Annotated in this window: 25 protein-coding genes; 10 read left to right on the forward strand and 15 right to left on the reverse strand. The window is 58.6% G+C overall.

Going from position 1 to position 25,075, the window contains the following annotated elements; translation table 11 throughout:
- Positions 1–3: 3 nt before the first annotated feature.
- Positions 4–3,501, forward strand: coding sequence for a transcription-repair coupling factor (gene mfd, locus GH784_RS15245; protein WP_065702434.1), 3,498 nt, complete (start codon positions 4–6; stop codon positions 3,499–3,501).
- A gap of 373 nt (positions 3,502–3,874) precedes the next feature.
- Positions 3,875–4,219, forward strand: a complete 345-nt coding sequence (locus GH784_RS15250) for a hypothetical protein (RefSeq protein WP_013636325.1) — start codon at positions 3,875–3,877, stop codon at positions 4,217–4,219.
- 57 nt (positions 4,220–4,276) lie between these two features.
- On the opposite strand, the gene GH784_RS15255 is transcribed toward GH784_RS15250, so the two are convergent.
- Genes GH784_RS15255 through GH784_RS15265 form a run of 3 tightly spaced genes read right to left on the reverse strand, consistent with a single transcriptional unit; the run spans position 4,277 to position 7,816 of the window.
- Positions 4,277–5,209 carry a DMT family transporter gene (locus GH784_RS15255; protein WP_003515734.1) on the reverse strand — a complete coding sequence of 311 codons (933 nt, stop codon included), beginning with the start codon at positions 5,207–5,209 and terminating at the stop codon, positions 4,277–4,279.
- Between the two features lie 51 nt (positions 5,210–5,260).
- Positions 5,261–5,929 carry a DsbA family oxidoreductase gene (locus GH784_RS15260; protein WP_153793567.1) on the reverse strand — a complete coding sequence of 223 codons (669 nt, stop codon included), beginning with the start codon at positions 5,927–5,929 and terminating at the stop codon, positions 5,261–5,263.
- Between the two features lie 39 nt (positions 5,930–5,968).
- Complete coding sequence (locus tag GH784_RS15265) at positions 5,969–7,816, reverse strand: extracellular solute-binding protein (RefSeq protein WP_065702435.1); 1,848 nt, start codon at positions 7,814–7,816, stop codon at positions 5,969–5,971.
- Between the two features lie 322 nt (positions 7,817–8,138).
- On the opposite strand from GH784_RS15265, the gene GH784_RS15270 reads away from it, so the two are divergent.
- On the forward strand, positions 8,139–8,792 hold the full coding sequence (locus GH784_RS15270; protein WP_013636323.1) for an invasion associated locus B family protein: 654 nt from the start codon (positions 8,139–8,141) through the stop codon (positions 8,790–8,792).
- 128 nt (positions 8,793–8,920) lie between these two features.
- Here GH784_RS15270 and hspQ read toward each other — a convergent pair whose 3' ends face one another.
- The 4 genes from hspQ to GH784_RS15290 all read right to left on the reverse strand — a co-directional run bounded on the left by hspQ (position 8,921) and on the right by GH784_RS15290 (position 12,184).
- The gene (hspQ, locus tag GH784_RS15275; RefSeq protein ID WP_003515726.1) at positions 8,921–9,250 is read right to left on the reverse strand and encodes a heat shock protein HspQ; all 330 of its coding nucleotides are present in this window, start codon (positions 9,248–9,250) and stop codon (positions 8,921–8,923) included.
- Between the two features lie 89 nt (positions 9,251–9,339).
- On the reverse strand, positions 9,340–10,263 hold the full coding sequence (locus GH784_RS15280) for a DMT family transporter (protein WP_075807527.1): 924 nt from the start codon (positions 10,261–10,263) through the stop codon (positions 9,340–9,342).
- 98 nt (positions 10,264–10,361) lie between these two features.
- Positions 10,362–11,771: a type I glutamate--ammonia ligase gene (gene glnA, locus GH784_RS15285; RefSeq protein WP_003515722.1), complete on the reverse strand. Its 1,410-nt coding sequence runs from the start codon at positions 11,769–11,771 to the stop codon at positions 10,362–10,364.
- Between the two features lie 74 nt (positions 11,772–11,845).
- On the reverse strand, positions 11,846–12,184 hold the full coding sequence (locus tag GH784_RS15290; RefSeq protein ID WP_003515720.1) for a P-II family nitrogen regulator: 339 nt from the start codon (positions 12,182–12,184) through the stop codon (positions 11,846–11,848).
- 89 nt (positions 12,185–12,273) lie between these two features.
- Here GH784_RS15290 and GH784_RS27170 point away from each other — a divergent pair, with 89 nt between their 5' ends.
- The gene (locus GH784_RS27170) at positions 12,274–12,429 is read left to right on the forward strand and encodes a hypothetical protein (protein ID WP_173994982.1); all 156 of its coding nucleotides are present in this window, start codon (positions 12,274–12,276) and stop codon (positions 12,427–12,429) included.
- Positions 12,430–12,542: 113 nt separating this feature from the next.
- The gene (locus tag GH784_RS15295) at positions 12,543–14,018 is read left to right on the forward strand and encodes an NAD(P)H-hydrate dehydratase (protein WP_065702436.1); all 1,476 of its coding nucleotides are present in this window, start codon (positions 12,543–12,545) and stop codon (positions 14,016–14,018) included.
- Positions 14,019–14,180: 162 nt separating this feature from the next.
- Here GH784_RS15295 and GH784_RS27740 read toward each other — a convergent pair whose 3' ends face one another.
- Together GH784_RS27740 and GH784_RS15305 are read right to left on the reverse strand one after the other, a co-directional pair.
- Positions 14,181–15,218, reverse strand: coding sequence for a GlxA family transcriptional regulator (locus GH784_RS27740; protein ID WP_003515714.1), 1,038 nt, complete (start codon positions 15,216–15,218; stop codon positions 14,181–14,183).
- 272 nt (positions 15,219–15,490) lie between these two features.
- Complete coding sequence (locus GH784_RS15305; RefSeq protein WP_013636319.1) at positions 15,491–15,709, reverse strand: hypothetical protein; 219 nt, start codon at positions 15,707–15,709, stop codon at positions 15,491–15,493.
- 239 nt (positions 15,710–15,948) lie between these two features.
- On the opposite strand from GH784_RS15305, the gene GH784_RS15310 reads away from it, so the two are divergent.
- A complete protein-coding gene (locus tag GH784_RS15310) occupies positions 15,949–16,887 on the forward strand; it encodes a LysR family transcriptional regulator (protein ID WP_003515711.1) in 939 nt (312 codons plus the stop codon).
- A 64-nt stretch (positions 16,888–16,951) separates the two neighbouring features.
- On the opposite strand, the gene GH784_RS15315 is transcribed toward GH784_RS15310, so the two are convergent.
- A complete protein-coding gene (locus GH784_RS15315) occupies positions 16,952–17,872 on the reverse strand; it encodes a methylenetetrahydrofolate reductase (RefSeq protein ID WP_153793568.1) in 921 nt (306 codons plus the stop codon).
- Between the two features lie 105 nt (positions 17,873–17,977).
- Positions 17,978–18,754, reverse strand: a complete 777-nt coding sequence (locus GH784_RS15320) for a formyl transferase (RefSeq protein WP_065702438.1) — start codon at positions 18,752–18,754, stop codon at positions 17,978–17,980.
- A 192-nt stretch (positions 18,755–18,946) separates the two neighbouring features.
- Here GH784_RS15320 and GH784_RS15325 point away from each other — a divergent pair, with 192 nt between their 5' ends.
- Complete coding sequence (locus tag GH784_RS15325) at positions 18,947–19,108, forward strand: entericidin domain-containing protein (RefSeq protein WP_003515706.1); 162 nt, start codon at positions 18,947–18,949, stop codon at positions 19,106–19,108.
- 134 nt (positions 19,109–19,242) lie between these two features.
- Positions 19,243–20,010, forward strand: coding sequence for a phosphodiester glycosidase family protein (locus GH784_RS15330; RefSeq protein WP_065702439.1), 768 nt, complete (start codon positions 19,243–19,245; stop codon positions 20,008–20,010).
- Position 20,011: 1 nt separating this feature from the next.
- Here the strand turns inward: GH784_RS15330 and GH784_RS15335 are convergent, their stop codons facing one another.
- Both GH784_RS15335 and GH784_RS27175 read right to left on the reverse strand, forming a co-directional pair.
- Positions 20,012–20,362 (reverse strand): hypothetical protein, encoded by a 351-nt coding sequence (locus GH784_RS15335; protein ID WP_003515702.1) that lies wholly within the window; start codon positions 20,360–20,362, stop codon positions 20,012–20,014.
- A 390-nt stretch (positions 20,363–20,752) separates the two neighbouring features.
- Positions 20,753–21,019 carry a hypothetical protein gene (locus GH784_RS27175; RefSeq protein WP_019566127.1) on the reverse strand — a complete coding sequence of 89 codons (267 nt, stop codon included), beginning with the start codon at positions 21,017–21,019 and terminating at the stop codon, positions 20,753–20,755.
- On the opposite strand from GH784_RS27175, the gene GH784_RS15345 reads away from it, so the two are divergent.
- The gene (locus GH784_RS15345) at positions 21,018–22,421 is read left to right on the forward strand and encodes an L-serine ammonia-lyase (RefSeq protein ID WP_013636313.1); all 1,404 of its coding nucleotides are present in this window, start codon (positions 21,018–21,020) and stop codon (positions 22,419–22,421) included. The two genes, GH784_RS27175 and GH784_RS15345, sit on opposite strands and share 2 nt — an antisense overlap.
- 65 nt (positions 22,422–22,486) lie before the next feature.
- Positions 22,487–22,924 (forward strand): DUF1489 family protein, encoded by a 438-nt coding sequence (locus GH784_RS15350; protein ID WP_065702440.1) that lies wholly within the window; start codon positions 22,487–22,489, stop codon positions 22,922–22,924.
- 95 nt (positions 22,925–23,019) lie between these two features.
- Here the strand turns inward: GH784_RS15350 and GH784_RS15355 are convergent, their stop codons facing one another.
- Both GH784_RS15355 and GH784_RS15360 read right to left on the reverse strand, forming a co-directional pair.
- Positions 23,020–23,628 carry a transglutaminase-like cysteine peptidase gene (locus tag GH784_RS15355; protein WP_019566128.1) on the reverse strand — a complete coding sequence of 203 codons (609 nt, stop codon included), beginning with the start codon at positions 23,626–23,628 and terminating at the stop codon, positions 23,020–23,022.
- 755 nt (positions 23,629–24,383) lie between these two features.
- The gene (locus GH784_RS15360; protein ID WP_003515693.1) at positions 24,384–25,001 is read right to left on the reverse strand and encodes a PilZ domain-containing protein; all 618 of its coding nucleotides are present in this window, start codon (positions 24,999–25,001) and stop codon (positions 24,384–24,386) included.
- Positions 25,002–25,075: the final 74 nt, after the last annotated feature.

Genomic DNA, 25,075 nt, shown 5'->3' on the forward strand with positions numbered 1-25,075 from the left:
AACATGATAGCCGGATTCGATGCAAAGCTGGTGGCGTCGGCCGATACGCCGCTGACCATCGGAAACGTGCCCTCCGGCATGGAAGCCCTACTGCTCGCCGATATGGCGCGGGCGGGAACATCGGTGGCTTACGTGATGTCGGACGGCCAGCGGGTCGCCGATCTCGAACAGATTCTTGGTTTTGTCGCGCCGGATATTCCGGTGTTGACGCTGCCGGCCTGGGATTGTCTGCCTTATGACCGCGTGTCACCGAGTGCGGACACCTCGGCGCGCCGGCTCGCGGCACTTGCCGGCCTCATCAATCACGCCAAGAAACCGCATCCGGCCATCGTTCTCGTCACCGTCAACGCCATGCTGCAGAAGATGGCGCCGCGCGACGTTATCGAGAGCCTGGGCTTTTCGGCCAAGCCCGGCAACCAGATCCGCATGGAGGACATCGCCGCGCGGCTGGAGCGCAACGGTTTCGACCGGGTGGCGACGGTGCGTGAAGTGGGTGAATTCGCCGTGCGCGGCGGCATTCTCGATGTCTTCGTGCCGGGCACCGAAGAGCCGGTGCGGCTCGATTTCTTCGGCGATACGCTGGAAAGCATCCGCACCTTCGATCCGGCCAGCCAGCGCACCATCGCACAGGCGCGCTCGCTTGATCTCAATCCGATGAGCGAAGTGACGCTGACGCCGGATACGATCGGCCGGTTCCGAAAGAATTACCTGTCGCTATTCGGTGCGGCGACGCGCGACGATGCGCTTTATCAGGCTGTCTCCGAAGGTCGCCGTTATGCCGGTATGGAGCACTGGCTGCCGCTGTTTTACGAGGAGCTGGAAACCGCCTTCGATTATCTCAGCGGTTTCCGTATCGTCACCGACCATACGGCGCGCGAGGCGGCGAAGGAACGCTCCAAGCTGGTCCTCGATTATTACGAGGCGCGGCGGGCTTCCGGCGAGACCAAGGGCTCGACGCAGGGCGCGCCATACAAGCCGGTATCGCCTGGGCAAATCTATCTCGACGGCAAGAGCTTCGAGGCGGCGCTTGCGAGCGTCAATGCGGTGCGGCTGACGCCCTTCAACGAACACGATAGCGAAGGCCGCCCGGTTGCGACGCTTGATGCCCATGTTGGTCCGCGCTGGGCACGTCCACCGACGGAAGGCGACAGCGAAGAGCGGGTCAATGTTTTCGATCTGGCGGTAAAGCACATTGCCGAGCGCCGGGCCAAGGGCTGGAAGGTTTTGATCACCGGCTGGTCGGAAGGTTCGCTCGACCGGCTGTTGCAGGTCTTGAACGAACACGGGCTTGAAAAGATCAAGCCGGTGACATCGCTGAAAGAGGTGGAGAAACTCGGCAAGGGTGAGGCGGCTTCGGCAGTGCTGAGCCTCGAAGCCGGGTTTGAGACCGGAACGCTCGCAGTCATCGGCGAGCAGGATATTCTTGGCGACCGCATGGTGCGCCGTTCCAAGCGCCGCAAGCGCGGCGCGGATTTCATCGCGGAAGTGGCGGGGCTGGACGAAGGCTCGCTCGTGGTTCACGCCGAACACGGCATCGGTCGCTTCGTCGGTCTCCAGACCATCGAGGCAGCGGGCGCGCCGCGCGCCTGCCTGGAACTGCATTATGCCGACGACGCCAAGCTGTTCCTACCGGTCGAAAACATCGATCTTCTCTCGCGTTATGGTTCTGATGCCGCGGAAGCCACGCTCGACAAGCTCGGTGGCGGCGCATGGCAGATGCGCAAGGCCAAGCTCAAGAAGCGCCTGCTCGATATGGCCGACGAGCTTATCCGCATTGCAGCCGCGCGTCTGGTGCGCCACGCGCCGGCGCTTATCGCACCGGACGGGCTTTACGACGAGTTTGCCGCCCGTTTTCCCTATGACGAGACCGAGGACCAGCTGAACGCCATCGACGCTGTTCGCGACGATCTCGGTGCCGGGCGGCCGATGGATCGCCTGATCTGCGGCGATGTCGGTTTCGGCAAGACCGAAGTGGCCTTGCGCGCCGCTTTCCTTGCCGCCATGAATGGCGTTCAGGTGGCGGTGGTGGTGCCGACCACGCTTCTGGCGCGACAGCATTTCCGTACCTTTTCCGAACGGTTTCGCGGTCTGCCGATCCGGGTGCAGCAGGCCTCGCGCCTTGTGGGTTCGAAGGAGCTTGCGCTCACCAAGAAGGAAGTGGCTGATGGAAAGACCGACATTGTCGTCGGCACCCATGCGCTGCTCGGTGCGGGCATCAGCTTCGCCAATCTCGGCCTGCTGATCATCGATGAGGAGCAGCATTTCGGTGTGAAGCACAAGGAGCGGCTGAAGGAGCTGAAAAGCGATGTGCATGTGCTGACGCTGTCGGCAACACCCATTCCGCGCACCTTGCAGCTGGCCATGACCGGCGTGCGCGAGCTGTCGCTCATCACCACGCCGCCAGTGGACCGCATGGCGGTTCGCACCTTCATTTCGCCCTTCGATCCGCTGGTAATCCGTGAAACGCTGATGCGCGAGCATTATCGCGGTGGCCAGAGCTTTTATGTCTGCCCGCGCCTTGCCGATCTCGCTGACATCCATGCATTCCTGCAGTCGGATGTGCCGGAACTGAAAGTGGCGGTGGCGCATGGCCAGATGGCGGCGGGTGAACTCGAAGACATCATGAACGCCTTCTATGACGGCAAATACGATGTGCTGCTTTCGACCACCATCGTCGAATCCGGCCTCGACGTGCCGACCGCCAATACGCTGATCGTGCACCGTGCCGACATGTTCGGTCTCGCCCAGCTTTACCAGCTGCGTGGCCGTGTCGGTCGTTCCAAGGTCCGCGCCTTCGCGCTGTTCACCCTGCCGGTCAACAAGGTGTTGACGACGATGGCGGAGCGGCGGCTGAAAGTGCTGCAATCGCTCGACACACTCGGCGCCGGTTTCCAGCTTGCCAGCCATGATCTCGATATTCGCGGCGCGGGCAATCTGCTTGGCGAAGAACAGTCCGGCCACATCAAGGAAGTCGGTTTCGAGCTTTACCAGCAGATGCTGGAAGAGGCCGTGGCCGAAGTGAAGGGTGACGAAGAGGTGCGCGACAGCGGCTGGTCGCCGCAAATCTCGGTCGGCACCTCGGTCATGATTCCGGAAGATTATGTCCCCGATCTGCATCTGCGCATGGGTCTCTACCGCCGTCTCGGCGAGCTTGCGGATATAGGCGAGATCGACGGTTTCGGCGCAGAAATGATCGACCGTTTCGGCCCGCTGCCGAAGGAAGTGCAGCATCTCCTCAAGATCGTCTACATCAAGTCGCTCTGCCGCACGGCCAATGTCGAGAAGGTGGATGCCGGGCCGAAAGGCGTGGTTGTGCAGTTCCGCAACAAGGAATTCCCCAATCCGGCAGCGCTTGTCGGTTACATCGGCAAGCAGGGATCGATGGCGAAGATCCGCCCGGACCACAGCCTGTTCCTGAACCGCGATCTGCCGACGCCGGAAAAGAGGCTGGCGGGTGCGGCGATGGTCATGACGCAATTGGCGGAGCTGGCTCGGTCGTAGATTTAAGCCTTTGTGGGGGCGGTGGGTGGGGCTTACCCCCCGCTGCCCTGCGGGGCATCTCCCCCACAAGGAGGGAGATCGGCAAGACGCGCTGTCACCACTTCATTCTCTAACGTTGATATAGGCAAAACCTTGCCGCATATCGATCTCCCCACCTGTGTGGGAAATGCCCGGCAGGGCAGAGGGGGGTAAGCCACCCATCGTCGGCTCATTTCCATCAGCCAATCCCTCGAAAACTCCACTCACTGCCTTCAGCGAAAATTACCGCGATGTAACGAAACGGACATGTATCGGTAGTCTTCGCGGGCGTAATCTTTCCTTCATACCCGGTGCGGCGGATCGTAAAGCCGCCGGGTCTTGAAGGAGCAGGACGATGTGGACCAACATCAACAGGTTTGCCACCGCTGGTCTGGTTGCTTTGACAATTGCGGGCACCACAATTGCCACCACCAGTCAGGCGGAAGCGCGCAATAATTTCGGCCGCGGCCTTGCCGCCGGGATCGCAGGAACGATCATTGGCGGAGCGCTCATCGCCGGGGCAAGGCATCCCGGTTACGCTTATGGCCCCGCTTATTATGCACCGGCCTATGGTCCACCCGTCTACGCCGCGCCAGCTTATGGACCGCCTGTTGTTTACCAGCCGGTTTATCCTCGCTGCCATGTGGCCTGGCGACAGAACGCCTGGGGCGACATGTATCGGGTCAGGGTTTGTGATTGATCGAATGCCATGCCAGCGACGCAAACATGCGTCGCTGGTTCTCATGCATTTTCGACTTTAGCGCTCGTCTTCCGGCGTGATCCCGACAGCCACATTCTGGTCAGTTGCGGCGATGGAGGCGGGAAGCGGCACTTTTCGCTGCTTCTCGCGGATCAGCGTCAGCAGGCCGGAGCCGACGATCAGGGCGATGCCCATCAACATCCAGCCATCAATGCGGTCGCCGAAAATCAGGTAACCGAACAGAATCGCCCAGAGCATCTGGCTATATTGCGTTGGGCCGATCATGGCGGCGGGCGCATATTGGGCAGCATACATGACAAGCACGTTGCCAAGCGCGCCGAGCAGGCCGTATCCCGCCAGCAGCAACCATTGTTCGCCGCCCGGCATGATGAAGGTCGGCACCATGGCGATGCCGCTAATGGTAAGACAGCCCAGTACGCCGGCCCCATACAGCGAGACGTTCTTTTCCGATGGGCCCATGGCGCGGAAGATGACGATGCTGAGTGCGCCGCTGAAGCCACCGATGATGGCGCCGATATGGCCGATGCCGAGTTCACGGAAACCCGGCCGCAGGATGACCAGCACCCCGAGGAAACCGATGATGACCGCAGACCAGCGGCGGATGCCCACCTGTTCCTTCAAAAACACCACCGACATGATGGTGACGAAAGAAGGAAGAAGGAAGATCAACGCGAAGGCTTCGGCCATGGAAAGATGGGTGAAAGCGGTGACGCTGCCGACGGCACCCGTACCGGCGGCAAAAAATCGGATGATCCATAAAGGCCGGTTGGTCGTCTTCACCACATCCACCCAGCGATCATTGCGCTTGCGGATGAAGGGCAGGGCGATGAGGCCGAACAGGGCGCCGAAGAAGGCCGATTCGATCGGCGAAATCTGGCCTTCAATGAGTTTAACGCTCGCGTCGCTCCAAGCGTAGGCAGCGAAGGCGGCAAAGGCAAGCAGAATGCCTTTCAGGGTCTGGTCGGACACGGGAAAACACCAACAGTTTATCGATTACGGCAAGCTGCCGGTGTTCGACCGTCAGTTCATCGACTTATGCTCGTCCGCCTTGATTTTTGCAATATCCCGCAGTGCAGCAATCAATACATCAGGCGTTTGTGCACCGCTGATGGCGTATTTCTGGTCAACGATAAAGAACGGTACGCCGTAAACACCCATTTGCTGCGCCGCGTCAATTTCGGCAATCACCGTGTCCTTGTCCGCATCCGACGCCAGAAGCCGTGTTACCACCTTGGCGTCCATGCCCGCCTTTTCGGCGATATCGGTCAGCACGGCGTGATCGCCGATATTGCGGCCTTCCTCGAAATTCGCCTTGAACAAAGCGGTGACGATCCTCTCCTGAACGTCACGGCCTTCAGCATGGGCCCAGAGCGACAGGCGATGTGCGTCGAGCGTGTTCGGGCCAATCTTGATTGCATCGAAATCGTAGTGGATGCCGACCTGTTTTCCGAGTTCCACCAGCGAGGCATGGGCCTGCTCGAGACGCTCCTTGCCGAGCTTTTCCTCAAGCGCGGCCTTCTGGTCAACGCCTTCAGGCGGGTAATCCGGGTTGAGCCGGTAAGGTCGCCAGTTCACGTCGACGCTGATTTCGTCCTGCACCTCGGCAATGGCAAGATCGAGCCTTGCCTTGCCCAGATAGCACCAGGGGCAGACCATATCCGATACGACGTCGATAACGATGCGTTCCATGGCTTTATCTTCCGTTGTCTTGGACCGAGCAGGGGCGGGTTATTGCGCCCTCGCATCCCACCAGGTCTGTTTCTGATTGCCTGATATCGGGGTCATATCCGGGCGGTCGATATATTTCCAGCGGGCTATCCATTGCGCGCCGATGTAGTAGAGCGGAATGACATAGTGGCCGGCGACGAGAAGACGATCATAACCACGCACTGCCGCCTGAAAATCCTCCGTGGATCGGGCCTGCAACAGGGCCTCGATCATGCGGTCGATGTCGGGGCTGGCCGCACCCGCATAGTTGAAGCTGCCCTGCGCATCCCGCGACAATGAACTCCAGCGGTTGAGCTGCTCGGCGCCCGGCGAGAGCGATGAGGGCAGGGACCGGATGATCATGTCGTAATCGAAGCTGTTGGAGCGTGCCTGATATTGGCCATCGTCAACGGAGCGGATGCCCATGGCGACGCCGATCAGGTTCAGCGAACGCTGATAGGCAAGCGCTATGCGTTCCTGCGCCGGGTTCTGCGTCATGATTTCGAATGCGAGCTGGCGGCCATTGGCATCGGACATCCTGCCGTTCTTGATGCTGTATCCGGCCTCTTTCAGCTTATCGACGGCGAGCTTCAGGACCTTGCGGTCCGCGCCGGTTCCGTCGGTGGTGGGCATGGCGTAGGTTCCCGCCAGAAGTTCCGGCGGCATGCTCTTGGCCGCATCGCCAAGCAGCGCAAGTTCGCGCTCATCTGCGGCATTGCCATAGGCACCGAGCGCGGAGTTCTGCCAGTAGCTTTGCGTACGCTTGAAGGCGCCGCCGAGAATGTTCTTGTTCATCCACTCGAAATCGAGTGCATAGGACAGGCCCTCGCGCACCTTTTCGTCAGCAAAGACCGCGCGGCGGGTATTGAAGACAAGGCCGAACATGCCCGATGGCAGACGTGGCTGGAACACATCCTTGACGATATCTCCGCGATGAACGGCGGGGAAGTTGTAGGCCTGGCCCCAATGGGACGTATCGGAGGTGCCGTTGATGGCGTCGCCTTCGGGATAGATGTCGATATCGCCTTTCTTGAAGGCCTCGAACATGGTGGTGACCTGAAGGAAATAGGTGATGCTGATCTCGTCGTAATTCTCGAAGCCGACCTTGCTCGGGATATCCTTGCCCCAATAGTCCGGGTTTCGCTCCCAGATGATTCGTTCACCCGGCCGCAATGTCTTGATTCGGTATGGACCCGAGCCGACGACAGCGCCGAGGCCCGCCTGTTCGAATTTTTCCGGATCGATCGCGTGTTTAGGCAAAATGGGGGTGGAAGAGGCGAGAATGAGCGGCGTTTCGCGGTTCGCCTTGTCGTTGAAGGTGAAGCGGACGCCGTGTTCGCCGATCTTTTCCAGCTTCGCCACGCCGTCTAGACGGCTGTTGAACGGCGGACGGCCTTTTTCCTTCAGGAGATTGAATGTGAAGATAACATCGTCAGGCGTCACCGGCTCGCCATCCGACCACTTGGCCTTGGGATTGATGTTGAACTGGGTGAAGGTGCGTTCCTCGTCCCACTCCACGGTTTCCGCAAGCAGGCCGTAAAGGCTGAAAGGCTCGTCGCTCGAGCGCTGCATCAGCGGCTCGTAAAGGAGATTGCCGAATTCAGGGTCCCAGACGCCGCGCGCCGTGGTGCGCATTCCCTTGAGAACAAAGGGGTTGAGGCTGTCGAAGGTGCCGACGACACCGTATGATATGCGACCACCTTTTTTCACGTCCGGATTGACATAAGGGAAGTGCCGGAAGTCGGCGGGAAGTGCCGGCGTGCCGTGCATGGAAATGGCGTGAAGCGGCTGCGCCACGGCAATTTCCGGAGAAAGCAGGGCCGTTCCCCAAAGAAACAATGCGGGGATGAGGGCCGCAAGCTTGCGCATGTCACTATCCTGTCTCAACTGTCGGTCCGTTTTGTCGTCGTGGTCGGTTATCGTCATGATTGGTTTTTTGTTATGATTCTGGCGAATATGTAGCACAAGCCCATGGCTGGACCCATGCGAGGGCGGGAAATCTTGGGTTGCCTCAAGAAAAAGTTAAAGAAGTGCTGGATATCGCCGCGAACGGCATGTAACAGGGTGGCCGGAAGAGACGGGTCACGCATTTGCCTCATTTAAACGACAGTTGAACGGGCAGAAGGATACCGCCATCGGCGAGCAGGACCCGCGGTTCTGTTCTGGCAGACATTCAGGAGACGGAACTCTTATGATGCAAAAGGCAAACACATTCACCCGGACAGCTCTGTCCGCTCTCGTTCTTTCCCTGGGCGCGGTTTCCGCTCCGGCCATCTCGCAGGCACAGGATGCTCCCGCCAATCAGGGCGCTGGCGCTCCGCCGCTCGGCTGGTTCAAGACCTGCTCGAAGCAGGAAGACAACGATGTCTGCGTCGTGCAGAACGTGGTTCTTGCCCAGAACGGCCAGATGATCACTGCCGTCGGCCTCATCACTGTCGAGGGCAAGGTCAACCGCAAGCTGCTCCAGGTTTCCGTTCCGACCGCGCGCCTCATTCCCCCGGGTGTGATGATGCAGATCGACGGTGGCAAGGGTCAGAAGCTCGATTACGCTGTTTGCCTTCCCGACAAGTGCACGGCCGAAGTTCCGCTGACGGACGCCATGATTGCGTCGCTGAAAAAGGGCAACGAGATCGTCTTCACCTCGATCAACTTCCGCCGCGCGCCGAACCCCATCAAGATCGCGCTTACCGGCTTTACCGGCGCTTATGACGGCGCGGCTATCACCCAGTCGCAGCTCGCAGAAAGCCAGCGCAGCCTTCAGGAAGGCATGCAGAAAAAGGCTGAAGAGGCTCGCAAGAAGCTGGAAGCTGCTCAGGACGCCGCAAAGGGCGCGCCGAAGCCCTGATCTCTTTACGAGAACACGAAAAAACCGGCCTGTTTTCAGGCCGGTTTTTTTTATGCGCGGTTTTGATCCGACGTATTTTCAGTCAAAGCGCACAGCGCCCTTATGACTGTTGTCAAATCGGGCGTGCGCTAATGCGCGAGCGACATCTTCGGCCGCCACTCGCCGTTGGGCGCCTTGTCGAACATCCGCTCGATATTGCGGTTGCGGAGCGGCGCCTCGTTTTCATCGTGGACGAGGTTCTGTTCGGAAACGTAAGCGACATATTCCGTCTCATCGTTTTCCGCCAGAAGATGGTAGAAGGGCTGGTCGCGCTCCGGGCGAATATCGGCGGGGATGGCGTTCCACCACTCTTCCGTATTGGCATATTCCGGATCCACGTCAATCACCACACCGCGGAACGGAAACACCTTGTGGCGGACGATCTCGCCAAGCGTAAATTTTGCGTCTCTTTGTTTCATGGTATGAACTTCCTTTCCCACTAATAGTTGGGTGCGGATTGGGAAATATCAAGGGCTAGCGGTATCCGGCCCTTTTTCCCGTGATGCTCTTAAGCGACCCTGCGGCCGATCGGTGCGGTGGCGATGACGACGCCGCCGGTAACCAGCACGATGCCGATGGCGTGATATGTTTCAAACGTTTCACCAAGAAAAAGCGTGGCCATGACAATCGAGACGGGTGGCATCATGTAAAGCGTGATGCCTGCCGTGGCGGGGCCGAAAACGCGGACCGTATGGGTGAAGCAATAAAAGGCAAGCAGTGAGGCGAACAGGATGATGCCGCCGATCTTGGCCCAGGCGATGGCCGTGGCCGGCAGCAAGCCACCATGCGCCAGTTCGACCGCTGCCGGCGGGAGCAGGACCAGCGCGCCGGAGAAGGCGATGAGGCCGAAAAGGCTGAACGAGGCCATCTGCCGCGCCGCGGGATCGCGCAATAGCAGCGAATAGACCGCAAAGGCAATCGCTGCCGTCAGAATGGCAAAATCGCCAATGTTGAATTTCATCTGCCAGAGAGCGGACATATCGCCCTTGAGCACGATGGCCGCCACGCCCGCAAAAGCGATGATCATGCCCGCCACTTCGAGCCTGCGGATCGGGCGGCCCTGAAAGATGCGCTGGAACAGGATGATGAATAGCGACGAAGTCGTATAGATCAACGTACCGTTGGCAGCCGTCGTCATTGTGAGGCCCCAATAGACCACGCCACCGCAGACGCCCATGCCGAGAATGCCAAGAACGAGCCAGAGCAGCGTTTTCTGGCGCACGAAGGCGAGGCAGTTCCGCCAGTCGGCGATCATGAACGGAGCGATGATGAGGCTCGATCCGATCCAGCGAATGAAGGCGGCAATGAAGGGCGAGACCTCGCCGATGACGCCGCGGCCGAAAATGATGTTGCTGGAGAAAAAGAACGGTACCGCCAGAAAGATGAGCCAGTCCGTGAGGCGCGTTTGCTGAGAGGCTGGCTTGATCGACATTGTTCGCGACATGGCTGGGCATCAAAAGAAAACGGCGGCTTTCCAGGGGAAAACCGCCGAGCGGGAAGGGACGCCTCTAAAGGCGTCCCAAATGCCGGTCAGGCAGAGTAGTACATGTCGAATTCGACCGGATGCGGGGTCATTTCGAAGCGCATGACTTCCTGCATTTTCAGCTCGATGAACGAGTCGATCTGGTCGTCGTCGAACACGCCGCCGGCGGTCAGGAACTTGCGATCCTTGTCGAGGCTTTCCAGCGCTTCGCGCAGCGAGCCGCAGACGGTCGGGATCTTTTTCAGTTCCTTGGCAGGAAGGTCGTAAAGGTCCTTGTCCATCGGCTTGCCGGGATGGATCTTGTTCTTGATGCCGTCGAGGCCGGCCATCAGCATGGCTGCAAAACCGAGATAGGGGTTCTGGGTCGGGTCCGGGAAGCGGACTTCGACGCGCTTCGCCTTCGGGTTGGAGCCGAAGGGAATACGGCACGATGCGGAGCGGTTGCGGGCGGAATAGGCCAGCAGAACAGGAGCTTCATAACCCGGTACCAGACGCTTGTAGGAGTTGGTGGTGGGGTTGGTAAAGGCGTTGATGGCCTTGGCATGCTTGATGATGCCGCCGATGTAGTACAGGCAGTTTTCAGACAGGCCGGCATATTCGTCGCCAGCAAAGGTCGGCTTGCCGCCCTTCCAGATCGACTGGTGCACGTGCATGCCCGAGCCGTTGTCGCCGAAGATCGGCTTCGGCATGAAGGTTGCCGTCTTGCCATAGGCATTGGCGACCTGGTGCACGACGTACTTGTAGATCTGCATCTTGTCGGCGCTGGATACCATGGTGTCGAACTTCACACCCAGCTCGTGCTGCGCGGAGGCGACTTCGTGGTGGTGCTTTTCGACGACGACGCCCATTTCAGCGAGAACCGTCAGCATTTCGGAACGCATGTCCTGCAGGCTGTCGATCGGGGGAACCGGGAAGTAACCGCCCTTGACGCGCGGACGGTGGCCGAGGTTACCGGTTTCGTAATCCGTGTCGTCGTTGGACGGCAGTTCCGACGAGTCCAGCTTGAAGCCGGTGTTGTAAGGGTCTGCCTTGTACTTCACGTCGTCAAAGACGAAGAATTCCGGCTCGGGGCCAACGAAGATGGTGTCGCCGATACCGGAGGCCTTGAGGTAGGCTTCGGCCTTCTTGGCGGTGCCGCGCGGGTCGCGGTTATAGGCTTCGCCGGAAACCGGGTCGAGAATGTCGCAAAGGATGACGAGGGTCGACTGGGCGAAGAACGGATCGGTATGGGCAGTTGCCGGATCGGGCATCAGCACCATGTCGGATTCGTTGATGGCCTTCCAGCCGGCGATCGAGGAGCCGTCGAACATGACGCCATCGGCGAACATGTCTTCGTCTACGCAGACAACATCCATGGTGACATGCTGCAGCTTGCCCTTGGGGTCGGTAAAGCGCAGGTCCACGAACTTGATGTCGTTATCCTTGATCTGCTTCAAGATATCGTTTGCGGTCGTCATTTAAACGTTTTCCTTGAGTGTGGTGGTGACGAGGTGAAAAACCTGAGCCTCCCCGGCTCAGGACCTGGTTCCGATTATATGGCGTCCACGCCTGTTTCACCGGTACGGATTCGGATGACTTCCTCGACGTTGGAAACGAAAATCTTTCCGTCGCCGATACGTCCGGTCTGTGCCGCATTGCGGATAGCCTCAATGACGGCTTCCGCATTTTCGTCCGCCAGTACGACTTCGACTTTCACTTTCGGCAAAAAGTCCACAACGTACTCTGCTCCGCGGTAGAGTTCCGTGTGGCCCTTCTGACGACCAAAGCCTTTTGCTTCCGTGACCGTGATTCCCTGAAGTCCGACTTCCTGAAGGGCTTCCTTCACTTCATCGAGCTTGAAAGGCTTAATGATCGCTTCGATCTTTTTCATGAGAAAATATCTCTCCGCTTCTCCCGTTAAAGCAGGTTATTCCCGCTCTGCCACAAGAATGCACGTATTGTGCCAGATCGGAAGCGGGCTTGAAGAAAAAACTTCGCTTGCCCGGCTTTCTGGCACAAAATGCATTCGCTTTTTGTGGTTTTCCAGCCAATTTCTCGCCAAAACCCGAAAAATCCGTCATCAATTCTGTCGGTTTTCCTTATTTTAGTTATGTTGAATATTTCGGAATTCACTGACGGCGTTTTGTTGATTTGTTTATATTTTATGCATTTGATTATTATTTCGCCGCAGGCATTTGCTTATTTTTGTATCGATTGCCTTTCCGGCGTTTTGAAGGGATGATCGCTCCATGAAATCCCTATTGAATCTCTCTCTTATCGACGCTGCCGTGATGGCCCGCATCGATGCGGCCTCAGGCCAATCCGGCATTCCCCTATACGATCTTATGGAGCGGGCAGGGCAGGCGGTCGCTGCTTCGGCCCTTCGCTACTATCCGGACGCGCTGCGTTTCGTCGTGCTCTGCGGAGGCGGCAATAATGGCGGTGATGGTTACGTTGCGGCACGCTCGCTTGTGCAAAGCGGGGCGACAGTTGCGGTTCATCATCTTGGCCAAGTCACGGCCATGAAAGGCGATGCCCGCACGGCTTTCGAGGGCAGCGGCGTCACAGCCCTGCCGCTTGGCGACTATGTACCCATGGCTGGAGACGTGGTGATTGACGCGGTGTTCGGTGCCGGATTGTCCCGCGAGATTCCGTCGGAGCTTCGGCGCGTGATCGATGCGGTGACGCAGGCAGCCGTGCCGGTTCTCGCCGTCGATCTGCCGTCTGGTCTTTGCGGCAGGAGGGGCGTGCCTCTGGGCGCATCGTTCAAGGCGGAGCGGACCGTAACCTTCATGGCGCGAAAACCCGGCCATCTGTTGATGCCGGGGCGGGAACTGTGCGGGACGCTTGAGGTGTTCGATATCGGTATCCCCTCCCGTATTCTAGCCGCTCATGCGGGATCGGTTGCGGAAAACGATCCACTTGTCTGGCGCGACGCCTTGCCCCGCTCCGAAATGGAAACGCATAAATTCCGCCGTGGGCATCTGACCGTCTTTTCCGGACCGCCACATGCGACGGGAGCAAGCCGCATGACGGCAATTGCAGCGCTGAAGGCGGGGGCGGGCATCGTCACCATCGCCGCACCGAAGCAGGCGCTCGACGTGCTTTCGGTGACATTGACGGCGGTGATGAGCTCCGGTCTGGATGATGCGGACGATCTGCGCCACTGGCTGGACGACAAACGCCACGGCGCTTTCGTCCTCGGTCCCGGTTTCGGCGATCTCGAAAAGGCGCGGCAATTCGTGTCCCTGCTCGGGGACAAGGTGGTGGTGCTGGATGCCGACGCGATCACCGCTTTCAAGGACTGCCCGGAAACCCTCTTCGACCGGGTGATTTCAGGCGCGGGGAAATTCGTATTGACGCCGCATGAGGGCGAGTTTGCCCGGCTCTTTCCCGATCTCGCCGCTGACACGTCACTGAGCAAGATCGAGAAGGCGCAGACCGCATCGGCGCGCAGCGGCGCAGTGCTGGTCTACAAGGGTGCGGATACGGTCATCGCCGCGCCGGACGGCCGCGCGCTGGTCAATACCAATGCGCCGTCGAGCCTTGCGACGGCGGGGTCAGGCGATGTGCTGGCTGGCATCATCGGCGCATTGCTTGCGCAGGGAACGCCTGCCTTTGAGGCCGGCGCTGCCGGTGTCTGGCTGCATGGCGAGGCGGGCAGCAGGGCGGGTGCAGGTATGACGGCAGAGGATCTCGCCTACGCGGTGCGGCCGTTTGCGTGACCTTGAGTTGTTGTCCACTCCGGCACCCCGGACTTGATCGCAGGAGATACCTTTCGCTGCGCAGACGCGTCGTGGCTGGATGCCGGATCTAGTCCGGCATGACGGGGGGAGGTTTTCATCACTGAGGCGAGGGCTTTTTCGCCCTAGAGGTTTAAAGCAGCGTCAGTGCGCGGCTTTGCCCTGGCTCGCGGTTGCCATCCGCGAAGCGCTGATCAGCAGCTTGCGTTCCGCCCGTTCCTGTTGCGGCGTGCGATTGTAGATTTCGCGATAACACTTGGAGAAATGCGAAGCGGAGACGAAACCGCAGGCAACGGCAACCTCGACCACCGGCATGGCCGATTGCACCAGCAGGTGGCGGGCGCGGTCCAGGCGGATTTCAAGATAGTAGCGGGCGGGTGAGCGGCCCATTTCCTGCCGGAAGAGACGCTCCACCTGTCGGCGCGACAGATCGGCCGCATCGGCGATGTCGAGCAGCGACAGCGGCTCGGACAGATTGCCTTCCATCAATTCGATGATCGACAGGACCTTGCTATTCTGAACGCCGAGGCGCGCACGCAGCGGCAGGCGCTGGCGGTCGTTGGGGCTGCGCACCCGGTCCGTCAATTGCTGCTCGCAGACGCGGTTGACGAGATTTTCGCCGAAATCCTGACCGATCAGGCTCAGCATCATATCGAGCGATGCGGTGCCGCCGGCGCAGGTATAGATGTTGCTGTCCACCTCGAAGAGATCGGCATAGACTTCCACCTGCGGGAAGGCTTCGGAAAAACCAGGCAGGTTCTCCCAGTGGATCGCACAGCGTTTGCCGTTCAAGAGACCAGCCTGCGCGAGGATATGCGCGGCGGTACAGAGGCTGCCGATGGCGATGCCGCGATTATAGGCTTCACGCAGCCAGGCATTGACGGATTTGTTGATGTGCTGGTCGACATCGATGCCCGAACAGATGATCGCCATTTCAACGCGGTTTTCGCCGCTGACATATCGGCGCTCATCGGCAAGACAGGTGTCGACCTCAAGACAGATGCCGCTTGATGACATGACCTTCTGGCCGTCGAGCGAGGCGAGGCGCCATTCGTAAGCCTGATACCCCAGCATGCGATTGGCGATGCGAAGCGTTTCAACCGCTGCGGCGAACGGCAGCATGGTAAATTGCGGAATGAGAAAAAAGACGATTGAGCGTTTCTTCTGGGAGTTCCTGCTCATTTGCCCGTGCTCCGTTGCGAATACGCAATTCCTCCCTTGGAATCGGTCTTCTGGATGTCCTGTTTCCGACATCTTTAACGAAAAATACGCCGTGAAATCCGGGCTGTCAAAAAATAGCTTTTGAAATATGCAAAATTTGCGACAAGCCTTTTTAAAGGGCGTCGTGTCGCATGTAAAACAGGCAGGTCATTTTACGCCTCTGCCGGCGCGTCTCGGGATTGACGGGGATGGCTCGCAAGTCCTGGGACGGTTGCGAGCCATGGGGTTGCGCATCATTTGCGGATGACCCTGATGCGGTTGCTGTCGGTTGTCGGCCATCCAATGTCCTTCAATGTTTCAGGCGGCAAACCTTCCAGCGCGCGGAGCATTCTTGCGCGCTTCCATGACGTATGGAGAGCGGAAATCTGGCCGGACAGGCGCTGGAGCCAGCTACCGGTCGAGGGGCGTTGCGATGAACGGCTCGCTGCGGGGTGATAATGTATCATGGCCATGTCTTGATCCTTTCGTGAACCACGATCCTGTTTACGACTTCGGTATGCGCTTACATATCTCATCAAACAAGAGAATGAATTTTATGTCATTCATCAGTTTTCGGAATGACTCGCGCTCGCCGCCTGCCGGACTTTCTGTCGTTCCGTGATGGGCCAGCGCTTCATTCCGACAAGGTGTTAGTTGCCCTGTCATTCGATGTCCGGGATGGTGCGCCTGTGTTGACATTCAATCAAACGAAATGATATCCATCTATAAATCAAAATATTTGAAGGTTCGTGCCATGACCGTAACTTTCCGCCAACCGTTGCCGCTGCTGGATAACGACATTCTGAGAACCTTCGTCGCGATTGCCGAGACCGGGAACTTCTCCACCGCTGCAGAGGTGGTGTTCAGAACGCCGTCCGCCGTTTCCATGCAGATAAAGAAGCTGGAGGAACAGCTGAAGACGACGTTGTTCCTGCGCGATGCCCGCTCGGTGACTTTGACGGCGCATGGCGAAACGCTTCTGACCTATGCGCGCCGCATGATCGCGCTGTCTAACGAGGCCGTGTCGCGTTTCGTCATGCCTGAACTGTCTGGCGTCGTCAGGCTCGGTGCGCCGGAAGATATTGGCGAGCGCGGTTTGCTCCCGGGTATCCTCAAGCGTTTTGCCGAGGTTTTCCCCGGCATCATGATCGATGTCACGATCGATTCCAGTTCCAATCTCTACAAGCGCATGGATGAACGGCGGCTGGATCTGGCACTGGTCAACTGTGCGTCGCATCCGCTGCGGGATACGGGCGAGGTGCTGATGCGCGAACGTCTCGTCTGGGCAGGGGCAAAATGCGGTACGGCCTATCTGCGCGATCCGCTGCCCATATCGATCTGGGAAGAGGGCTGCATCTGGCGTTCGGAAGCGATCAACTCGCTTGAAAAGCGGGGTCGCAATTTCCGCGTGGCCTATCTCAGCGGCCATACCATGGCGCAGCGCGCAGCAATTGCCGCCGATCTCGCCATCGCGCCCCTGCCGCGCTCCTATGTGCAGAACGACATGGTCATTCTGAGCGACAAGGAAGGCCTGCCGGAACTTGGTTATTTCGATATTCGCCTGATCACCGGCGAAAGACCCTCGCGCCCTATCCTTGCGGTCGCGGAAAGCATCCGCAACGCCTTTGTCGAGGTCGCCAAGGCGGCCTGAGGTAGATCTTTATAACGGGAATGCGCGACGGCGAGCGTCCGTCGCGCCATAGGCAAAGGTGTGCCTAGATCGCTACCGTGCCCCGCTTTGCAGAAAAGTCCGCATCGCCGATTTGCCAACTTCCACGACCGGCCAGCCAGTCTGCCGAATTCTGTAGCCCACCAAAGGGGAAGACGTGGATTTGCCGGATCGGTCCTGCCGGATTTGCCTGCCAGTGCCGTTCGATAGGGCCGACCACGCTTTCCGGTGAATGGCCCTTGGCCAGCGTCGTCAGGGAGAGCGCGTTCTTTTTCAGATAGGCGATGGAATTGCCGACGCCGCAGAGTGCTGCATATTTCAGCAGCGTCGTGATCCTGGCCGGACCGGAGACGCCGATATGCACCGGCAAGTCGATGCCGGAGGCGGCAAGTCCTTCCGCCCAGGCGATGAAGCGCGCGGGGTCGAAGCCGAACTGGGTGACGATGCGCATTGCCGCATCGCTTCTTTCGGAAAAATCATACTTCAACTTCAAGGCGGCCGTCGCCGTCTCATCGCTGAAATCGGGGCTGCCTTCGGGATGGCCGGCGATTGCAATCTGATTGATCCCGCAGCGATCGAAAATGCCGGTCGACAGCATATCCATGCTGGATGCGAAGGGACCAGCCGGCGTGGCGACGCCACCGCCGACTACCAGCACATCCGACACACCCGCTTCGCCTGCCAGCCGCTTCACCTGCTCCTCAAATTGCACGCGAAACGATATGCGCCGTGCCGCGAGATGCGGCACTGGTGTGTAGCCGAGATCGCGAAGATGTTTTGCAGCGTCGACCAGCCTGTCCTGCGAGGCCTGTCCGGTGTCTGTCAGATAAACACGCACGCCCTGTGGAAAGATACCGGCAAGACTTGCCGGGCCGAGCACCTGTGCGGGTGAGGCTTCAATGGAGGCGGCAATGGCGGGAGAGGTCGAGATATCGTGCAATTTGAATTTGGTCCTTTTCCTTATCATGCACCGCTTTTTTGCCCACGTCTTTGCCTGTTGCGGCAAGACAGCCCTGCATCTGCGACGAAGCTTGATTTCATGCGTTTGGCTGGCGGCAATGGCTGGTTGTTCTCACCAGACACGTTTGGTGAGGCCGTTCCACAGCCATGTCCAGATCGTCGGCGGAAACCGCAGCACCGATTTGCCAGGCAAGGGCGGTTGCGGCGCAAGGCTGCCGGAAAGGGCGTCCTCGATAGCGCTGACCGCAATATCGACCGAGGCGGCGGTCAGAAGCAGGGGGTAGGTGGCAATGGTATCGGAAGGCGAGGGCTTCAGCCGCTTTTCGTAAAGGGTTGCGCCGGTATCCACGGCCTTGTCGACCAGATGCACGGTCGCACCGAAATTACCCCGGTCCTTTTCCACCAGCGCCCAATAACCGCCCATCTGGCCGCGATAGGCGGGATTGATGCCGGCGTGGAAATTGATGACCGGGCAGCGCAGAGCTTGAAGGGTTGCCGGTGTCAGAAGGCGGCAGGAAATGGTGAAGATCGCCGCCGGTTGCAAGGTGTTGATGGCCTTGTGGCACTCTTCGTCGTTCAGGGAGGCAACATGTGTAACAGGAACTGCCTGGCCGAGATCGGCAGAGAGGCCATGTTCGGCAATGATCTCATTGGTGCGCCGAACAGTGAAGCGTTTGCCGAGCCGGGAGGCGATCATCGTCGCCATCTGGCCTGCGGCTGTCATCCAGCCGAGCCGCCGCGCCCGTCTTTTCAGAATGGCCGATTTGCTTTCCGCCTGCTCCACGATGACATGGATATCCGGAAACCGGGCGGCCAGCGCATTGATCATGACATTGGGGTTCAGCCCCCCCGCCGTCATCACCAGTAGCCGATTGTTTATCTCAGTCATGTCACCCACACGATTTTCCCGATCATGATCCCTGCGCCCGAGTTTCCCTCGCGAAGTTCAAAACCATGTTAATTTTCACCGACGGGATTTTTTCAAACGCCGGTGGAACCGATTTCCAATGCTCACGTTATTGTGACGCATATCACATCGGCGCTTGCCTTTGGACGGCAAGTCATAGGGGAGTTATTTCAAATGATCACACGTATTCTTTCGACAGTTTTCGTGGCTTTGTTGACCGTCGTGACCTTGAGTTCCTGCGGTAATACCATTCGCGGCGTTGGCCGGGATACGGCAAATGCAGTGGACGCCACGCAGGACGCAGGTCGTAGCGTAGACCGCGCCGCGCGTCGCTAAGTCTCTCCCCTCCAAGGTCTGGCGTCTCCCTGAATGAAGGGGACGCCTTTTCTTTGACCTGATTTCACCGTCACAGTTCATGTGTAAGAATCGCGCCGTACTAAGATGGGGCGAGAGGGCATGAGCGGGCGTTGATGAAAAGACTGGTGACGAAAAGACTGATTAGCTTGCTGCTGCCATTGCTTTTGCCGTTTTCGGCTAAGGCGGGCGGACAGGTGGATTTCTGCAAAACCATGGAGCATGCGGGCGGACGTTACATCGTCTGCAGTTTCGATCCGGCGAAAAGCATGATCCGGATTTACGACCGCGATCATGTCTCGGGTGAGGGATATCGCTCCTTCTCCGATCTCTCCTCCGCCCTGTGGCGGCAGCACATGTTCAGCGTCTTCGCCATGAATGGCGGCATGTATCATTCCGACTATTCTCCCGTTGGCCTCTTTGTCGAAAACGGCGTCGAACGTTCGCCGATTATTACCGGCGGCGGGTGGGGCAATTTCCATCTTCTGCCGAACGGCGTGTTTTATCTGAAGGGTGCAATGGCGGGCGTTCTGGAAACGCAGGCCTATGTCTCTGCCGGCTTGAAGCCGGATTTTGCCACCCAGTCCGGCCCGATGCTGGTGATCGATGGAAAGCTGCATCCGCGATTTCTGCCCGATAGCGACAGCCTGAAACGCCGCAACGGCGTCGGCGTGTCGCGCGACGGCATGGTGCATTTCGCGATTTCGGAAAACACCGTGCGTTTTTACGACTTCGCGACGTTGTTCAGGGATGCGCTGGATGCGCCAAACGCGCTGTATCTCGACGGGACGATTTCCAGTGTCGACATTCCCGCGATGAAAAGGCGCGATTCCCTGTTTGCCATGGGGCCGATTATCGCTGTCGTCGACAGGGTGCCTGACTAAGTCAGATCGGTGCCTTGGGGTAGGCTTTTTCGAGGCCTGCCGATGCCGTCAGTCCCTTGCGGAAGGCCAGATAGGCAGGATGCTGGCTGGCCTTGGCCGCTTCCGTGATGCGTATCTGCAGGCGGGCAGGGGCGTTACAGCCCAGCCATTCGCCTGATGTCTCCAGTTTCAGACTGTTGAGGAAGCGGGCATTGGCCTGTTGATCGAGATAGAGATTGAGGCCGGCCAGCAGGTTTTCATCCTGCAACACGTTTTCCATCAAAAGCAGCACCCACGCCTTGTCCTCGCTTGCAAGCGAGGCAAGTTTCGATGCGACCGTCTCGCGGTCCGGAAAAGATGATGCCTGCTGCATGTAATGACGAATCCCGTTGCCGTTTTCTGTCGATAAGGCAGAGCCGAAAGGCTTTCAAGGCACAACAGTCCGGACACTGAAATTCAACTCTGGAATGCCGATTGCCGCTGGCTTCAACAGGTGTTTGTGCGAAACCTTCATAAACCAGTTACACTTTGGTTCAAATTGAGGCGAACGGCAAAAATGGGTAACCCGAAAGCGCCGATCTAAAGCCTTGTTTTTTCACACACCTATGCAACTGACGAATGGCAGCCCGTCAAAAACGCCTTCATTTAGCCGCTTTTTGCATTTGCGTTCTGCGCCGGATTTTAATAAATGCTTCCCCCAACGGGCCCGGTCTTGAAGATCGCCCGGAGAGTGAATAGCTGGAGTAATCATGGAAGAAACCGCTCAGAAATCCTGTTGGGCCGTCACCTTGCGCGCGCTTGCAGGCTTTGCCGCATTTCTCGCATTGACGTACATTTTTGGCAGCCCATAAGCACTTCTCATGAATGACGGGTTTTGAAACGGCGCGGTTTCCTCTGGAAACCGTGCTGTTTTCGTTTCTGCGGCCTGTATGTCGCAGCTGCAAAAGCCGGTGCCGCTCTTTTGTGGCGATCCGTCGCGGCTTTGGATATGATGGCGGTGGAATCCATTCTTATTCAAGGTAAGCCTCATGTTTCTTTCGGTCTTCGACGTCTTCAAGATCGGTATCGGTCCTTCCAGCTCGCATACGATGGGGCCGATGACGGCGGCGAACCGCTTTCTTGCGCTTATCCTCGGTGATGAATGGCCGCGTCCGGCGGGTGCTTCCGTGTCGCGCCTGAAGGTCAGCCTGCACGGTTCGCTTGCTTTTACCGGCATTGGCCACGGCACCGGCCGTGCGGTCATCCTCGGCCTGACGGGCGAGCGGCCGGATCTCGTCGACCCCGACGCCATGGACCCGATCATCGAAAAGGTTGAAAAGGCCGGTACCGTGTCGCCACCCGGCCACCCCTCCTATGAGTTCAACCCAGCCGAGGATCTGGTCTTCGACAAGAAGAACCCGCTGCCCGGCCATGCCAACGGCATGACCTTTTCCGCCTTCGACAATCAGGGCAGGCTGCTTCTCAAGCGCATCTATTATTCCGTCGGCGGCGGTTTCGTCGTGACCGATACGGAACTGGAGGCGATCAAGCAGCGCGGCAAGACCATCGATAATGGTCCGCGTGTGCCTTATCCGTTCGCCACGGCGCGGGAAATGCTTGAGATGGCGGGCCGCTCCGGCCGCACCATCGCCCAGATGAAGCGCGCAAACGAAGAAACGGTAATCTCCCGCGACGAGCTGAACGAGCGCCTCGACCAGATATGGGAGGCGATGAACGGCTGCATCGAGCGCGGGCTGAAGGTGGACGGCATCATGCCCGGTGGCCTGAAGGTGCGCCGTCGTGCCCGCTCCATCTACGAGAAGCTAAATGAGGAATGGCGCAGCAACCGGCTCAATCCTGTCATGGCGAATGACTGGTTGAGCGTCTATGCCATGGCCGTGAACGAGGAAAATGCTGCGGGCGGGCGCGTGGTGACAGCGCCGACCAACGGTGCTGCGGGCGTCGTTCCGGCCACGGTCCGGTATTTCCGGCATTTCCACGAGGATGCGACCGTTGACGATGTTCGCGATTTCCTGCTGACGGCGGCCGCAATCGGCGGCATCATCAAGCATAATGCATCTATTTCAGGTGCCGAGGTCGGCTGTCAGGGCGAGGTTGGGTCCGCTGCCGCCATGGCGGCCGCAGGCCTTGCCGCCGTCATGGGCGGTTCGCCAGAACAGGTGGAGAATGCCGCCGAAATCGCGCTCGAGCATCACCTCGGCATGACCTGCGACCCGATCGCCGGTCTGGTGCAGGTGCCCTGCATCGAGCGCAATGCGCTGGGTGCGGTGAAGGCGGTAACGGCGGCTTCCCTGGCGTTGAAGGGTGACGGCCAGCATTTCGTGCCGCTCGATGCCTGTATCGAAACCATGCGCCAGACCGGCAACGACATGAGCGACAAGTACAAGGAAACTTCCACCGGCGGTCTTGCCGTCAACGTTGTGGAATGCTGAGCGGGCAGGGCGTCAGGCATGGTCCACATGCTTGACGCCCGACGCAAAAAGGCATTGATAAGCACATGCCTCTACATCTTATAAAACTTTGCGTCGGCGCGGATTCACTCCAGGATTTGAGAGACTGGGTCGCGCATCGCTCGCTGACCGCGATCGCCGCTGGCCTTGAGCCGCACAGCGTCCACACCACGCGGATGATCCCGAAACGGCTTGAAGAATTGCTGGAAGGCGGTTCGCTCTATTGGGTCATCAAGGGCCAGGTGCAGGCACGGCAGAAACTTCTCGACATACGTTCCTTCAAGGGCGACGACGGGATTACCCGCTGCGATCTCATTCTCGGCCCCGAGGTGATCGAGACGTCGCCTGCGCCGAAGCGGCCGTTTCAGGGCTGGCGCTACCTCAAGGACAACGATGCCCCACGCGATCTCGGCGGCGGTGATTTCGGCGGCGAGGAGATGCCCTCCGACCTCAAGCGGGAACTAGCCGAGCTAGGCCTGCTCTAATCGTCAATGGATGTGATTGAAATGAAAAAGCCTGCTTCCTTGCGGAGCCGGCTTTATCATTTGGGGAGACGGTATTTGCGTGGGTTTGGATGGCTTCAGTTGATGCCGCCAACCGCAGTGGTGGCGCGGCCATCCTGTATTTTCACCCAGCGTCCGGGATTGGCGGTGTCCTGACGCTTCAGGTAGGTATATTCGGTCTCCGACCAGTTCATGACCTTGTTGCGCATGTTGTCGAGGACGAAATCACCGCGATCGGTGCGAACGGTTAGAACTGCATGGCCTTCGCCATTCGGCTGCAGAACAACCGTGATCAGCAGGTTGTTGGCGGAGAAGCCCTTGTTCATCAGCATTTTGCGCTTCAGAAGCACGAAATCTTCGCAATCGCCGACCGTGGTGGGGTAGGCCCAGCGCTCTTCGACGCCGTAGATTTCCATGTCGGTCATCGGCGTGATCGTGGTGTTGGCGGTATAGTTGACGTCCAGCATCGTCTTCCAGCGCTCTTCGGTCAGTTTCATCGGGCCGTTGTCCAGCGATGTCGGCTGGCATTCGCTCTGATAGGTCTGGCAGAACTCGTAGTGGCCGATCGGCGGGTTGGCCTTGCCAATCACGCGCATGGCGGCGGATGGCGAAGCGCTGGCCTGATGGGCGATGGCGCTGACGATGAATGCGATCAGAAAGAAACCGAAACGGTTGTTTTTGTTCATTGCTTGTCTCCCCGTGTTGAGGAGACACTCGCATGTATATTTTGACCCCGCGGAAAGATGCGCGTGTCAATTTGAGCTTATATTTCAGCAAATTAGCGCTTGTTTTGAACTGTATTCGAGTTAGTTTTTACGCGTTTTTGAAGCAAATTTTATTACAATTTTACGCATCTCGACCTTAAGTTTTTGGTAGCCATTTAGGCCGCTGTATTGAAAGCGATTTTCGCCACAGAGATATTTTTGCGATGCTGGGTAGTCAGGCCGCGGAGCGTATCGAAGACGCGCATTTCCCGTTTTGGGATTGGTGTTTCAAGTCGGGACAGGGCAAAAAGGCAGCGAAAAAAACTTCAAGAAAACTGTTTTTTTCTTGGAAAAAATGCCTGGAGCGGGATTTTCCAGTGCGGTTTTGCGCAAGAACTAACGCGAAATGGAGTGCGCCGGGCACTCTGACCGGATAGCACGGAAGTCAGCTTCAACGGAATCCACAATGCGGGAAAGCAGTATTTTAAACTGTCAGCGCAAATGCACGAGCGGCATTTTTGTAGACGAAAGCAGTCTGCTCCCATCATTCCGGCCTTGAGCCGGAATCGGATCGATGTGCGCCTGCGTGGCGGGAAAAGCTCTTTAGGCGCAGAGACCTGTGCTGGCTGTATTTCGGCTCACGGCCGGAGCGCCTGAAAGCGATAGCCGTGACAAGATCTGGCGAATGCCGCACTTGCCGCACGGACATACCGCTCCATGGTATTACGGGAAATGACCTAGAGAAATTCGATCAGGGCGTCGGGCGACTGGACCCGGTCGAATTCGACCGCAACGCCTTCCATGAAGTGGCGTACGATCTTGCCGCTCATGTTCTTGCCAAGCTGGACCCTGGTGCCGAGTGGAGGCCGGTTTTCGATCTCGATGGCTGCGCCCGACAAGGAAAGGTCGATCAGCCGGCAGGCGAGAAGCACGCCGTCTTCCAGCATCAGATGTGCCCGGGTATTGCGTGGTGTCAGGCGGTCGTGGCGGCGGTCTTCCGGCAGGCCGAGCAGCTGGCGCTTGGCGATCCATGCGAGCTGGGCGGCCAGCTTTTCCCGCTTGCGTTCGGGCGCATTGATGGCAATGACGAAGCCTGACGCGGTAAGCGCCGTAACCGTTCCTTCGATGCGACCGATATGCTGCAGATAGGAGATGACGCGATCACCGTTGCGCGCAATGCCCGAGCAGGCGAACAGCGCTCTTTCGGCGGTCATCTCGGTTGCGGTGCAATCATATTCCTGGTGATCGGGCAACATGAGGCGGCCGGTGAAGGACACACGGACGGGATCGTCGAAGTGAACCTCTTCAACCGGACGCAGGGTTTGGGCAGTGTTGACCGAACGTGATGAGAACATGGCAGCGCAATTGTAACCAGTGATGATGACAAATCTCTACGCCGCCCGGGTTAACAGACTGTATTGTTTAACCC

Origin of the sequence: Agrobacterium tumefaciens, assembly GCF_009649785.1 — a bacterium.
GTDB lineage: Bacteria > Pseudomonadota > Alphaproteobacteria > Rhizobiales > Rhizobiaceae > Agrobacterium > Agrobacterium tumefaciens.